The 13,564-nt window shown below is 60.0% G+C and carries 6 protein-coding genes and 1 pseudogene; 2 read left to right on the top strand and 5 right to left on the bottom strand.

Annotated features, from left to right (window positions below):
* Nucleotides 1-322: 322 nt before the first annotated feature.
* Nucleotides 323-1,333: a helix-turn-helix transcriptional regulator gene (locus tag BMW49_RS18285; RefSeq protein WP_083251849.1), complete on the bottom strand. Its 1,011-nt coding sequence runs from the start codon at nt 1,331-1,333 to the stop codon at nt 323-325.
* 1,047 nt (nt 1,334-2,380) lie between these two features.
* Between BMW49_RS18285 and BMW49_RS25675 the strand changes: the two are divergent.
* Together BMW49_RS25675 and BMW49_RS25670 are read left to right on the top strand one after the other, a co-directional pair.
* A pseudogene (locus BMW49_RS25675) lies at nt 2,381-3,544 on the top strand (cache domain-containing protein); the annotation flags it as partial.
* Nucleotides 3,545-3,562: 18 nt separating this feature from the next.
* Nucleotides 3,563-4,408, top strand: coding sequence for a methyl-accepting chemotaxis protein (locus BMW49_RS25670; RefSeq protein WP_371850902.1), 846 nt, complete (start codon nt 3,563-3,565; stop codon nt 4,406-4,408).
* A 78-nt stretch (nt 4,409-4,486) separates the two neighbouring features.
* Here BMW49_RS25670 and BMW49_RS18275 read toward each other — a convergent pair whose 3' ends face one another.
* From BMW49_RS18275 to BMW49_RS18260, 4 genes are all read right to left on the bottom strand, one after another.
* The gene (locus BMW49_RS18275; protein WP_069522106.1) at nt 4,487-5,956 is read right to left on the bottom strand and encodes an efflux transporter outer membrane subunit; all 1,470 of its coding nucleotides are present in this window, start codon (nt 5,954-5,956) and stop codon (nt 4,487-4,489) included.
* On the bottom strand, nt 5,953-9,063 hold the full coding sequence (locus tag BMW49_RS18270; RefSeq protein WP_069522104.1) for a multidrug efflux RND transporter permease subunit: 3,111 nt from the start codon (nt 9,061-9,063) through the stop codon (nt 5,953-5,955). Before BMW49_RS18270 ends, BMW49_RS18275 begins: the two co-directional genes overlap by 4 nt.
* 79 nt (nt 9,064-9,142) lie before the next feature.
* Complete coding sequence (locus BMW49_RS18265; protein WP_069522098.1) at nt 9,143-12,235, bottom strand: MdtB/MuxB family multidrug efflux RND transporter permease subunit; 3,093 nt, start codon at nt 12,233-12,235, stop codon at nt 9,143-9,145.
* Nucleotides 12,232-13,452 (bottom strand): MdtA/MuxA family multidrug efflux RND transporter periplasmic adaptor subunit, encoded by a 1,221-nt coding sequence (locus tag BMW49_RS18260; protein ID WP_069522096.1) that lies wholly within the window; start codon nt 13,450-13,452, stop codon nt 12,232-12,234. The genes BMW49_RS18265 and BMW49_RS18260 overlap by 4 nt, the downstream gene beginning before the upstream one ends.
* Nucleotides 13,453-13,564: the final 112 nt, after the last annotated feature.

Raw genomic sequence — 13,564 nt, 5'->3', positions numbered from 1 at the left:
GGGACGCATCATGAGGGTGAGCTCCAGCAAGAAATGGGAGCTCAGCATCAAGGGTGCTGCATGTCATTTGTAGATGGGGGTTATGGAGCGCTTACGCTGCTTATGCCGGCAGGCGATACAGCAGCCTAACGCCCAGGCTTATCCTAAGACAGTCTACAGCGCCCGGGCGACGCAAGACGACGCGCAGGCAGCGGCGGTCTCAAACTAGCGTCACTGGCGAGGAGCATCTACCACGGGCGATGTAAAGCACATGGGCGTTTGGCCTTCAGATGCCAAGTAGACGTGTTAGGGGAAGTAAGGCAAGAAACCCTACGGCCTAGGGTTAATTCAGCCAGCGTGATGCCCTTGGCGTATCCTCAAGGACCGTAGGATCACTTGATTTCGCAAGCGTCGTATTCGGGTGTTCAAAAAATGTTTTTGAATAATACCTGCAAAACAAGTAATAGTTAGAAAAGCCGCAGAGCTCTGAAATTTCCTTTGATGTATTAGTGCAATCAGAGGCCAGCAGCATGGTGCGCGCCTTGTTCAACCTTGCAGACCGCAAGAATGCAATAGGCGTTGTATCTTTGAAACGCCTGAACCCTAGCTGCAGAGCCCTGATACTTAGACCCGCATGTATGGCAACTTCACTTATTGTCAGCCCAGGGTCATAGTTATTTGACATCAGTTCCGCTGCAATCTTTATAGAGTGCGGCGAGGGTTGCACAATAGTCTTTGGATCATTAAGCACCTGAGAATAGTTATTTTTAAAACTATGCAGGATAAACATGATCAACCCCTCCTTTAGCGCCTGCATCACAGATTGTATTGGGGTGCTTGAGTGAGCACCATATCTTATGATGTTGTCAACCGCGCTAACAATGAACTGAGCAACCCATAGTTCGCCTGAATTACTGAGAAATACAACCCTGGTTTTCGGTGGACGGCCTAAAAGTAAAGCCATGCACTTGTATACATCGGAATTGCTTATATATACACTGGTGTACGTGACACCTGCAGAGTAGCGAGCCGTTTTTATTTCTCTTTGGTCCGTAAGAATTACCGAGCCTGCTTCAGCGTTGAAACGACCCGATGTGCTCCGCCATTGCAGCGAGCCTGAGTGCGGTATTGATATCAGGAATCCATCAATCTCATTGCGTACCAGATATCCCCAGCCAGAAGCACTCACGGAACATCCGACGAATGAATGCCCGAGCATGCATATTCGTTTGCTGTAATCGAATTTACCTTCCCCGCCGGGCAGTATTTCCATTTGATTGCCATGCAGCAGGAAGTGCTCGGAGGCGCTGTCCACATGTTTCATCGCGTGCTGTGATACTTGATAGCTTTCCATGAGTGTGCCTCGACAACTATTAATAAAGACTGTGCTAATGTCATGGCAGTAAGGTTAAAGAGGCCGAGGAAGTTGCGCAGTAGTGAGCGCTTATGAGTGGATGTTATCTCCACTTTGGAGAGATAGATCTTGCGCTCGATTTCCGCGCTCGGCCGGGAAATTATCGGACGACTCCCAAGGGCCCTCAGCCGAGCAAGCGCTTCACGTGATACAGCCTCGGTGTATTTATATCAGAGTGGGACCTCGTGGTGGCTAGCCCCTAGCGCGCTCCGCGCCGCTTGCAGAATCTGAAGCAGGCACCTAATCGGCAGCACTTCATGGCTAATGTGATTGAAGACTGCCTTGATATCAACATCAGCAACCAGTTGCATCGGTAACATCGCTCTAGCGTGATTGCCTGTTCGTCTTGGCCTAGGACTCACAAGCAACAGAGCAATGGTTTGAGTTCAGCTCCAGACGGCCCCGGCTGCCTGCTCGACTGGCGACTCATTCCAGAAGCACTCACCCGAGGTAACAGCATAGTCTGCTGCCCCCTGTTTAGAGGGCAATCTGCACAGGGGTAGCTTGCCCTGTAGTGCTCGCGTTCATCAACGGATAGCTTTTTTCAGCACTCTCATACCCTGGTTTAGCGCTGTAGTCAGTGCGTCAAATGATTTTAAAAAAATACGTAAAATTGAAAAAATACGCAACTTTTTTGTCTTTGCATGGATTAATCAGTTGCGATAATCCTGATTGCATGCCAAATAGCGAATAGATGTACTCCGAAAGTCTTAGTCTCCCTAAAAATAAAAACGCATGAAAAAACAAAGCCTCGACGAGGCTCTTGAGCATGCGTCTAGAAAATCGGAGTGGGGTCATTAGCACCGCATGAAAAACCACGTCCCTGGTCTCGGTCAGGCTTTGGTCAAGGCTGTAATAAAACTGCAGCAGTTTAACTGTACCGGCTTTTGTGATTGCGTAATTTTATTCATCCCGACTTGTATGGCAAGGCGCCACACCCGCTGTGCAGGTCTATCTGAATAAATGCCATGGCAATAAGAGCACCGTATGGCGCCAATCAAAAAATTTGGGGGGAAGACCGTTATGCTGAAAACTATTCAGGCACGTTACACCGCTATTCTTCTTGTTTTCGTACTGATTACTGCCGCTCTGACTGTGGCGGGAATCAAGTTGTTCATCGCACCAAGCCTGACAACTACTGATGAGCACCAGTTGCTTAACGAAAGTGGCAAGATTGGTGAAGTCATCAAGACCGAGCTGGCGAAAATCCAGGCTCAGCAACGCGTTATCACTGAAACAGTACCACTCTTGGAAAGTCCCAATATTGATACGCTCATGCCCTCGCTGGTTAACCAGTACGGGGAGTCAAAGGTATTTGGTGGCGGCATTTGGCCTTTACCTAATAAGCGTACAGCGGATCGAGCCAAGCACAGCACCTTCTATCACCGTGACGCCAGTGGGAAACTCATTGAGAATACACATTGGAATTCCCCCGAAGCCAAGAATTACTTTGAGCAGTCCTGGTACCTGGGCGGATTGCAAGCCCCCGCGGGCGAGTGCAATTGGGCTACAGCTTACCGCGACGATGCCAGCCCAGAACCGCGGACCAACTGTGCCATGGCAATCCGCAAAGACGGTGCTCTATATGGGGTTTCGACCATTGACATGACCCTTGGGTTCTTCAACGACCTGGTCGCGAAGAAGCAAGCTGAGATCAATGCTGATCTGATGATTGTCGAGAAAGATGGGACGATTCTCAGCAAGAACCCGAAGATTCCGGGCGACATCATATTGAAGAACCTGTCGGATTTCGCCCAAGACTCGCCTTTTACAGCTGCTGTGCAAGCATCACTAAAAGAGACAGCGAGCAAATTAGTCGAGAGCCATTACCTAAACAAGGACGGAGACGACTTCACTTTGTTTGTGCAGCCAATAGAGGGCACCCCGTGGTTTATGGCCATTGCTCAAAGCACAAATATTCTTAGAGCTCAAAGCAGTAAAGTGCTTAGCACGCTAGCGGCCTTGCAAATTCCGATGGTGGTGCTTCTAGTTATTCTGATGGCTTTTGCTTTACGTCAACTCATGAAGCGATTGGCTGTACTCAAGACGAATATCGACACGCTTTCGACCGGTGACGCTGACTTAACCAAGCGTATCGTCATACATGCTGATGACGAAGTCGGTGCGGTCGGGCAGTCCGTGAACAACTTCATCATTTATCTCCAGAAGATGATCGCTGAGCTTTCAGAGGCCTCGCGCATCATCGGCCAAGGTATCAATCAGATGCGTGGACATTCCCGTGTGGCTAATGAGGTTCTTACCCGCCACTCTGCTGAGACAGATCAAGCTGTAACCGCGATCACGGAAATGAGTTCGACTGCCGAAGACGTTGCTCGCAATGCTGAGCAAACTGCGAGCATGACTCGCTCTGCCAGTGAAGATGCTCGTCAGTCAAAAAACGTAGTGGAGCAAGCAACCTCAAGTGTACGCAGCCTGATCGATGAGGTTGACGTCACGACATTAAAGGTCGAAACAATGGAGAAGGATGCCGACCGCATCAATTCGATCCTGGGGGTCATTGGTGAGATCGCCGGCCAGACGAACCTTTTAGCACTCAATGCCGCTATTGAAGCCGCTCGGGCAGGTGAGCAGGGTCGAGGATTCGCAGTCGTAGCTGACGAAGTGCGCGCACTCGCCGGGCGTACGCAAGCCAGTACAGCCGAGATCAACGAGATGTTGGCACGGCTGCAGGATGGTGTGGTGGCGGCAGTAGCGGCAATGAATAAGACCAAGCAAAGCTGCATGGCTACTGCTGATAATACGGCCAAGGTGAACATAGGGCTTGATGGAATGGCGGATTCCATCGTTCGTATTAATGACCTCAGCACCCAGATAGCCACGGCAGCCGAAGAGCAAAGTGTCGTCGCCGACGAAGTTAATCAGAACATGGTAGCCGTGAGAAACATCGTTCAAGAGTTGGTGGCTGGCGGTGCAGAGAGCGAGAGAATAACTGCGGAGCTGGCCTCATCCAATGAAAAGCTTCTTGATGTCGTACAGCGCTTCAAAGTCTCTTGAGCGTTATAGGGCACAGACCGGAAAGAGCATGTTCGGTCTGCCGCCTTAAGGCCTCGCTGCTATGAGCGCCTGAGCCACTCAGGGCGCCTCGCTCAGCGAGGCGCTGTCCCAGCCGCCACCCAAGGCAGTAATCAATTGCACGCTGGCGGTCAGCCGGCTGCCCAGTAGTGTCAGGTTCGTGCGTGCGTTGTTCAGGGCCGTGGCTTGTATGCTGACCACCGCGTTGTAATCGATGGTCCCGGCGCGGTACTGATTCTCCAGCAGCCGCAACGACTCCTGAGCCGCGTCCAGCGCCTGTTGTTGCACCACCGCCTCCTCTTCCAGCACACGCAATTGCACCAGGTAGTCTTCCACCTCGCGGAAGCTGTCGAGTACGGCCTGGCGGTATTCGGCCACGGTCTGGTCGTAGGCGGCTTCGCTACGCTCCAGTTCGGCGCTACGCGTGCCACCATCGAACAGGCTCAAGGCCAGGTCCGGGCCCAGGGACCAGAAGCGATTGGGCAGGCTGACCCAGTCGGCAAAGCTGCTGCCCCGATAGCCGCCCGAAGCAGAGAGTGTCAGGTCCGGGTACCAGGCCGCTTCGGCCACGCCGATCTGCGCATTGGCGGCCATCACCCGGCGTTCTGCAGCGGCCACGTCAGGGCGGCGTTCGAGCAATTGCGAGGGCAGCGACTGGGGCACTGCAGGCAGGCTGGGCAGTTGCTCGCGCACGGCGATGCTGACCTCGCTGGGCGGTACGCCGATCAACACGGCAATCGCATGTTCGAGCTGGGCACGCTGCCATGTCAGGTCGATGGCATCGGCTTCGGTGCTGCGCAGCTGGGTCAGGGCCTGGCTGACATCCGAGCGTGGGACGATGCCCGCACGGTACTGGTTCTCGGTCAGTTTCAGGGCCCGGGTGTAGGCCGCGACCGTGGCATCGAGCAGGCGCCGTTGTTCATCCAGCACGCGCAGTTGCAGGTAGTTCTGCGCCAGTTCGCTCTGCAGGCTCAGGCGCACCGCCGCAAGGTCGGCAGCACTGGCCTGGAAGTCGGCACGATTGGCCTCCAGGCCGCGGCGCAGCTTGCCCCAAACATCCAGCTCCCAGGCGGCATTGAGGCTCAGGTCGTAGCTTTTGGAAATGCTGGCGCCAGAGCCACTGACGGAGAAGCCGTCCGAGGTGCGCAGCGTGCTGTCACCTCCGCCCTGCCCGGCTCGGGTCACGCCAGCACTGCTCGACAGCGTGGGCATAAAGGCTGCGCGGGCGCTGCGTACCAGGGCGCGGGCCTGGCGATACTGGGCTTCGGCGGCGGCCAGGCTCTGGTTGGAGACGTTCAGCCGGCCGACCAGGGCATTCAGTTCGCCATCACCATATAGCTCCCACCAGGCGCCGCGTGCCAGGGCGTCGCTGGGCGCCGCCTGGGTCCAGCCTTCGGCCTGGCGAAACTGCGCCGGGGTGGTCAAGTCCGGACGTTGATAGTCCGGACCGAGGGTACAGCCCGCCAGCGCCAGACTCAGGGCCAGCAGGGTGAACAGACGGCGCGGGATGGTAACGGGCATGGACGTCATAGCGGATTTTCCAGGGCAGCATCGGTACGCACGCCGCGCCAGCGGTTGACGCGGTGGCGCAGGCGGTCGAAATAGAGGTAGATCACCGGGGTGGTGTAAAGCGTGAGCAACTGGCTGAGGATCAGCCCGCCGACGATGGTGATACCCAGCGGCTGGCGCATTTCCGAGCCTTCGGCGCTGCCGAGCATCAGCGGCAAGGCGCCCAGCAACGCGGCCAGGGTGGTCATCATGATCGGCCGGAAGCGCAGCAGGCAGGCCTGGCGAATTGAATCTTCCGGGCTCAGACGGTCCTGGCGTTCAAGCTGCAAGGCCAGGTCGATCATCAGAATGGCGTTCTTCTTGACGATGCCGATTAGCAAAAACAGCCCCAACAGCGAGATCAGACTGAACTCGGTATTGAGCAATTGCAGGGCGAGCAAAGCGCCAACGCCGGCCGAGGGCAGCGTGGAGAGGATGGTCAACGGGTGAACGTAACTCTCGTAGAGAATGCCCAGCACGATGTACACCACCAGCAGCGCGCCGAGGATCATAAACGGCTGGTTCTGTTGTGTCTGGGCAAAGGCGCCGCCGGTCCCGCCGAGTATGCCCTGAACCTCGGTGGGCAGACTCAGTTCAGCCACGGCGCGTTCGATGGCCACGGTCGCCTCTTCCAGCGACACGCCTTCGGCCAGGGAAAAGCCGATGTTCTCCGAGGCGAACTGGCCCTGGTGGTTGACCCGATCCTCTTCCAGGCTGAGCTCCCAGCGAGCGAAGGTCGACAGCGGCACACGTACGCCGTCCTCGCCGATAACCTGAATCTGATTCAGGGTTTCCGGGTACTGCGCCAGCCGTGGGTTGATCTCCATGACCACGCTGTACTGATTGAGGCTGTCATAGATGGTCGACACCTGACGCTGGCTGAAGGCGTTGTTCAGCACCGCGGTGATCATGCTCATGTCCACGCCCAGACGCGCCGCCGCATCGCGGTCGACCACCAGGCGAATCTGCTGGGCACCGTCGGCCTCGCGGGCATCGATATCGGTCAGTTGTGGCAGCGCGCGCAGGGCTTCGCGTACCCGTGGCAGCCAGCGTTTCAGTTCGTCGAGGTCGCCGGACAGCAGCATGTACTCGTTTTCCGAGCTGCGCCCTTCCCGTCCACCGATTTGCAGGTCCTGATCGGCCATCAGAAACATTCGCCCGCCGGCGACCTTGGGTGCGGTGGCCCGCAAGCGGTTGATCACATCCTGAGCGGAGTCGCCGCGGCGCTCGGCAATTGGCTTGAGGCGCACGATCATAAAGGCGTTGTTGATCCCCCCGCCGCCGCCGACAAAACCCGCCACACTGTCCACCGCCGGGTCAGCGAGTACGGCGCGACGATAAATCTCCATCTTCGGCTGCATGACCTGGAAAGACAGGCCGTTATCGCCGCGAATAAAGCCGATCAGTTGGCCGGTGTCCTGCTGCGGCATAAAGGTCTTGGGTACGCTGATAAACAGAAACACGTTGAGCGCGATGGTCGCCAGCAAACTGGCCAGCATCAGTTTCGAGTGGCGCAGCGCCCAGTCCAGGCTACGCCCGTAGAACGCCAGCACCTTCTCCTGCACGCGGCCACCGACGCGCTCCATGCGATTCGGCGTGCGCTGCGGGTCTTCGGCCTTGAGCCAGCGCGCGCAGAGCATGGGCGTCAGGGTCAGGGACACCAGCAGGGAAATCACGATGGCCACCGCCAGGGTGATGGAAAACTCGCGGAACAGGCGCTCAACGATCCCGCCCATAAACAGAATGGAGAGAAACACCGCCACCAGCGAGACGTTCATCGACAGCAAGGTAAAGCCGACCTCGCGGGCGCCCTTGAACGCCGCCTGCATCGGCGGCTCGCCGTCCTCGATATGCCGCGAGATGTTTTCCAGCACCACGATGGCGTCGTCCACCACCAGGCCGGTGGCGATAATCAGCGCCATCAGCGACAGGTTGTTCAGGGAGAAGCCCAGCAGGTACATCACCGCGAAGGTGCCGACCAGCGACACCGGCACCGCCAGCGCCGGAATCAGCGCGGCGCGCCAACGACCGAGGAAGGCAAAGACCACCAGAATCACCAGGGCAACGGCAATCAGCAGGGTGTTTTCGGCTTCGTGCAGGGTGGCGCGAATTACCGGCGAGCGGTCCATGGCCACGGCCAGGTCGACACTCGCCGGGATCACTGCGCGCAACTCCGGCAGCTGTTCGCGGATGGTCGCGATGGTTTCGATGATGTTCGCCCCGGTCTGCCGGTTGATGACCATCAGCACCGCCTGCTCGTTGTTATAGAAGCCGCTGTTGTAGCGGTCCTCGACGCCGTCGGTGATGGTCGCCACATCGCCCAGGCGCACGGCGGCGCCATCCTGGTAGCGGATGATCATCGGTTGGTAGTCAGCAGCCTTTTCCAACTGGTCGCTGGCCTGCACCTGCCAGTGGCGCTCGGCGGTTTCCACGGCGCCCTTGGGACGCTTGGCATTGGCGGCGGCAATCGCCTGGCGTACCTCGTCCAGGGCGATGCCGTACTGGTCGAGCAGGCGCGGCTCCAGGGCGACGCGCACCGCAGGCAGCGAGCTGCCGCCAATCTGCACCTCGCCGACCCCCGTCACCTGGGAAAGCTTCTGCGCCAGGATGGTTGAGGCCACGTCATACAGCTGGCCCTTGTCGAGCACCTCGCTGGTCAGCGAGAGCACCATGATCGGCGCCTGAGACGGGTTGACCTTGCGGTAGGTGGGCATGCTGCGCATGCCGCTGGGCAGCAGTTCACGGGCAGCGTTAATAGCGGCCTGGACCTCGCGGGCGGCGCCGTTGATGTCTTTGTCCAGGTCGAACTGGATCATGATCCGCGTGCTGCCCTGGCTGCTGCGGCTGTTCATCTGGCTGATGCCGGAGATGCTACCCAGGGAGCGCTCCAGCGGCGTAGCCACGCTGGACGCCATGATCTGCGGGCTGGCCCCCGGCAGGCTGGCCTGCACGGTGATGGTCGGAAAATCCATCTGCGGCAGCGGCGCCACCGGCAACAAGCCAAAGCTCACGCCGCCGAGCAGCAGTATCGCCAGGCTCAGCAGCAGGGTCGCGACCGGGCGACGGATAAAAGGCGCAGATAGATTCACGCCACGCCCCTCGTAGGAGCGAATTTATTCGCGAAACGCTTTGCGGGAATCGCGAATAAATTCGCGCCTACAGGGTGGCTCATACCGCCACCCCTGCCGCGCTGCGGCCGCTGACGCGCCGCGAGAGGCGGTCGAAGTACAGGTACACCACCGGCGTGGTGAACAGCGTCAGCACCTGGCTGAGCAGCAGACCGCCAACCATCACCAGGCCCAGGGGCTGGCGCAGCTCGGCGCCGGAGCCCGAGGCAAGCATCAGCGGGATGGCGCCGAACAGCGCCGCCAGTGTGGTCATCAGAATCGGCCGGAAACGCAGCAGCGCCGCCTGGTAGATCGCCGCCTCGGGCGCCATGCCTTGATGCCGCTCAGCCTCCAGGGCGAAGTCGATCATCATGATGGCGTTCTTCTTGACAATACCGATCAGCAGGATGATGCCGATGATCGCGATCAGCCCCAGGTCGTTGCCGGTCAGCAGCAACGCCAGCAGCGCGCCGACCCCGGCCGAGGGCAGCGTCGAGAGGATGGTGATCGGGTGGATGTAGCTCTCATAGAGCACGCCCAGCACGATATACATGGTGACGATGGCCGCCAGGATCAGCAGCAGGGTCGACGACAGCGAGGCGCGGAAGGCTTCGGCGGCGCCCTGGAACTGGGTCTGTATACCGGCGGGCAAAGCGATGTCCTGCTGCACCTGCTCGATCACCGCCACGGCCTCGCCGAGCGACACCCCGGAGGCCAGGTTGAACGACAGGGTGGCTGCCGGAAACTGGCCGATATGGTTGATCAGCAGGCTCGCCGCACGTTCCTCGATACGCGCCAGGGACGACAGCGGCACCTGGCTGCCATCGGCCGTGGCGACGTGGATCTGCTGCAACGCCGCCGGGCCAATGCGCCCGCCTTCGGCACTTTCCAGCACCACGCGGTACTGGCTGGCCTGGGTGTAGATGGTCGAGATCTGCCGCTGGCCGAAGGCGTCATAAAGCGCATCGTCGATGTCGGCGACGCTGACGCCCAGGCGCCCGGCCATATCGCGGTCAATCGCCAGGTACACCTGCAGGCCACGGGTCTGCAGGTCGCTGGCCACGTCGGTAAGCTGCGGCTGCTCACGCAGCGCACTGACCAGTTTTGGTACCCACTCTTCGAGCAAGGCCTGGTCCGGTGTCTCCATGCTGAACTGAAACTGCGTGCGGCTGACCCGGTCTTCAATGCTCAAATCCTGCACCGGCTGCATAAACAGCTCGATGCCGCTGAGCTTGGCCAGCTCCGGGCGCAGGCGTTCGATCACCTGGCTGGCGGTCAGGTCGCGCTCGGCGTGGGGCAGCAGGTTGATCAACATGCGCCCGCTGTTGAGCGTCGGGTTGTCACCGTCGACGCCGATATAGGACGACAGGCTGACCACCGCCGGGTCCTTGAGGATGACCTCGGCCAGACGCTGCTGGCGCTCGCTCATGGCGCTGAAGGAAATCGCCTGGGGCGCTTCGGAAATGCCCTGAATCACCCCGGTGTCCTGGGCCGGGAAGAAGCCCTTGGGCACGGCCAGGTAGAGCAGCACGGTCAGGGCCATGGTGCCGATGGCGACCAGCAAGGTCAGCGGCTGGTGGCGCAGCACCCAGGTCAGCCAGCGCCCGTAACCGGCCACCAGGCGGTCGAGAAAGGCCCCGCTGGCACGGTAGAAGCGACTCTGCTCGGCCTCTGGCTCGTGCTTGAGCAGGCGCGCGCACATCATCGGCGTCAGGGTCAGGGAGACCACCAGGGAAATCAGAATGGCCACCGCCAGGGTGATGGCGAACTCGCGGAACAGCCGGCCGACCACATCGGCCATAAACAGCAGCGGGATCAGCACGGCGATCAGCGAGATGGTCAGCGAGACCAGGGTAAAGCCGATTTGCCGGGCGCCCTTGAGGGCGGCATTGAGCGGCGTCTCGCCCTCCTCCAGATGACGGGCGATGTTTTCCAGCATGACGATGGCGTCATCGACCACGAAACCGGTGGCGATGGTCAGCGCCATCAGCGTCAGGTTGTTGATGGTAAAGCCGGCCAGGTACATCACGCCGAAGGTGCCGATCAGCGACAGCGGCACGACGATCGAGGGAATCAGGGTCGCCGACAGTTTGCGCAGGAACAGAAAGGTCACCAGCACCACCAGAATGATCGCCAGCAACAGCTCATGCTGCACGTCCCGCACCGCGGCGCGAATGGTCTGGGTGCGGTCGGTCAGTACGCTGACCTCGACGCTTGCCGGCAAGCCTTCGGTGAGGCTGGGTAAAAGCGCCTGGATGCGGTCGACCACATCGATGACATTGGCCCCGGGTTGACGCTGCACATTGACCAGTACCGCTTCGCTGCGGTTGGCCCAGGCGGCAAGGCGGTCGTTTTCCGCGCCGTCGATGATTTCGGCAACGTCCTTGAGACGCAGGGGCGCGCCGTTCTGGTAGCTGAGGACCAGCTCGCGGTATTCCTCCGGCGAGCGCAACTGGTCATTGGCGTCGAGTTGCGAGACGCGGGTCGGGCCGTCGAAGTTGCCCTTGGGCTGGTTGACGTTGCTTGCGGTGATCAGGCTGCGCACATCGGACAGATTGAGGCCGTAGGCCGCCAGGGCTTGCGGGTTGACCCGAATACGCACGGCCGGGCGTTGCCCGCCGGCCAGGGTCACCAGACCAACGCCGCTGGTTTGCGCGAGTTTCTGTGCCAGGCGCGTGTCGACCAGATCGAACACCTGGGGCAGCGGCAAGGTCTCGGAGCGGATCGCCAGGGTCAGCACCGGGGTGTCGGCCGGGTTGACCTTGTTGTACACCGGCGGCGCGGGCAGGTCGCTGGGCAGCAGGTTGGTTGCGCCGTTGATCGCCGCCTGCACTTCCTGCTCGGCGACATCCAGGGCCATGTCCAGGTTGAAGCGCAGGGTAATCACCGAGGCGCCGCCGGAGCTGGCCGAGGACATCTGTTTGAGGCCCGCCATCTGGCCGAACTGGCGCTCCAGCGGCGCGGTGACCGCACTGGTCATTACGTCCGGGCTGGCGCCGGGGTACAGGGTCATCACGCGAATGGTCGGGTAGTCGACTTCCGGCAGCGCCGAGACCGGCAGCAAACGGTAGGCGATCACACCGCTGAGGAAGATCGCGATCATCAGCAGCGTCGTGGCGACCGGGCGCAGGATAAACAGGCGGGAGGCATTCATGCCGACTTACGCGCCTTGGCCGTGGTTGCTACCGGCGCCACTGGGCTGTCGGGCGCCGGACCTTCGCCCAGCACCTCGACCTTGCCACCATTGCGCAGGCGGTCGGTGCCTTCGAGCACCAGGCGTTCGCCGGCCTGGATGCCGGACTCGATCAGGGTGTTTTCGCCGCTGCTGGGGCCGGCGACGATCGGCCGAACCTCCACGGTGCCGGTGCTATCCACCACATAGACAAAGGTGCCGTTGGCGCCGAACTGCAGCGCCGCCGAAGGAATCACGATGGCCTGCTCGCGGGTCTGCACACGCAGGCGCACGTTGACGAACTGGTTGGGGAACAGCAGCTCCTCGGCATTCTCGAAGCGCGCCTTGAGCTTGACCGTGCCGGTGGCGGTGTCGATCTGGTTATCCAGGCTGTCCAGGCGGCCCTCTGCCAGTTTCAGCTGCTCACTGCGGTTCCACGCCTCGACGCTAAGTACCTGCCCGGCGCGCACTTGCTGCAGCACGGCCGGCAACTCGCCTTCTGGCAGGGTAAACATCACCGAGATCGGCAGCGTCTGGTTGATCACTACCAGCGGCAGTTCATCGCCCGCGGTAACCAGGTTGCCCACATCCACCTGGCGCAAGCCCAGGCGCCCGGCAATCGGTGCCTTGACCTGGGTGAACTGCAGGTTCAGCTGCGCTTCGGCCACCGCTGCCTGGTTGCTCTTGAGCGTGCCGCGGTACTGGCCGACCAGCGCCTCCTGGGTATCCAGGGTCTGCTTGGCGATGGAGTCCTCGGCGAACAGACCGCGGTAACGGGCCAGGTCGGTTTCGGCGTTTTTCAGCTGCGCCTGGTTTTCCTGTTGCGTGCCCTGGGCCTGCTGCAAGGCGATTTCAAAGGGCCGTGGATCGATCACAGCCAACAGCTCGCCAGCCTTGACGGTCTGCCCGTCCTCGAACAGCACCTTGACCAGTTGCCCGTCGACCCGCGGCCGTACCTCGACCGAGTTATAGGCGGTCACGGTACCCAATGCCTTGAGCTCAATCGGGAAATCGACTTGCTCCACGGTCGTGACGCGCACCGGTATCGGCCCGGCATCCCCCCAGCGTGCACCACCTTGCGGGGCTGGCGCACTGGGCCAGAACCACCAGACGAGGGCAATCAGCAGGAGCAGCAGGGCAAGGCCGATAAGCCAGGTGCGAGGCTTCGACGGAGACGATGTAGAGGCGATATCGGGCATGGCGGGGAGTCACTTACTGGGCGAGCGTGAACGATAAGCAGGTCGGGCCGGGATGCAAAGGCTCTTTACCGGCTATTTACCTATGTTGCTAAAGCACTGACGTATAAATAAA

This window comes from Pseudomonas cuatrocienegasensis, from assembly GCF_900110925.1.
In the GTDB taxonomy this organism is placed as follows: Bacteria; Pseudomonadota; Gammaproteobacteria; order Pseudomonadales; family Pseudomonadaceae; genus Aquipseudomonas; species Aquipseudomonas cuatrocienegasensis.
Note: the sequence above shows the minus strand (reverse complement) of the source record. Positions and strands in the feature narration are given on the sequence as shown.

Excerpts from the sequence above, each read along its gene's own strand:
- BMW49_RS18275 (WP_069522106.1), bottom strand. The coding sequence starts at position 5,956 with ATGACGTCCATGCCCGTTACCATCCCGCGCCGTCTGTTCACCCTGCTG.
- BMW49_RS18285 (WP_083251849.1), bottom strand. The coding sequence starts at position 1,333 with ATGGAAAGCTATCAAGTATCACAGCACGCGATGAAACATGTGGACAGC.
- BMW49_RS18260 (WP_069522096.1), bottom strand. The coding sequence starts at position 13,452 with ATGCCCGATATCGCCTCTACATCGTCTCCGTCGAAGCCTCGCACCTGG.
- BMW49_RS25670 (WP_371850902.1), top strand. The coding sequence starts at position 3,563 with ATGATCGCTGAGCTTTCAGAGGCCTCGCGCATCATCGGCCAAGGTATC.
- BMW49_RS18265 (WP_069522098.1), bottom strand. The coding sequence starts at position 12,235 with ATGAATGCCTCCCGCCTGTTTATCCTGCGCCCGGTCGCCACGACGCTG.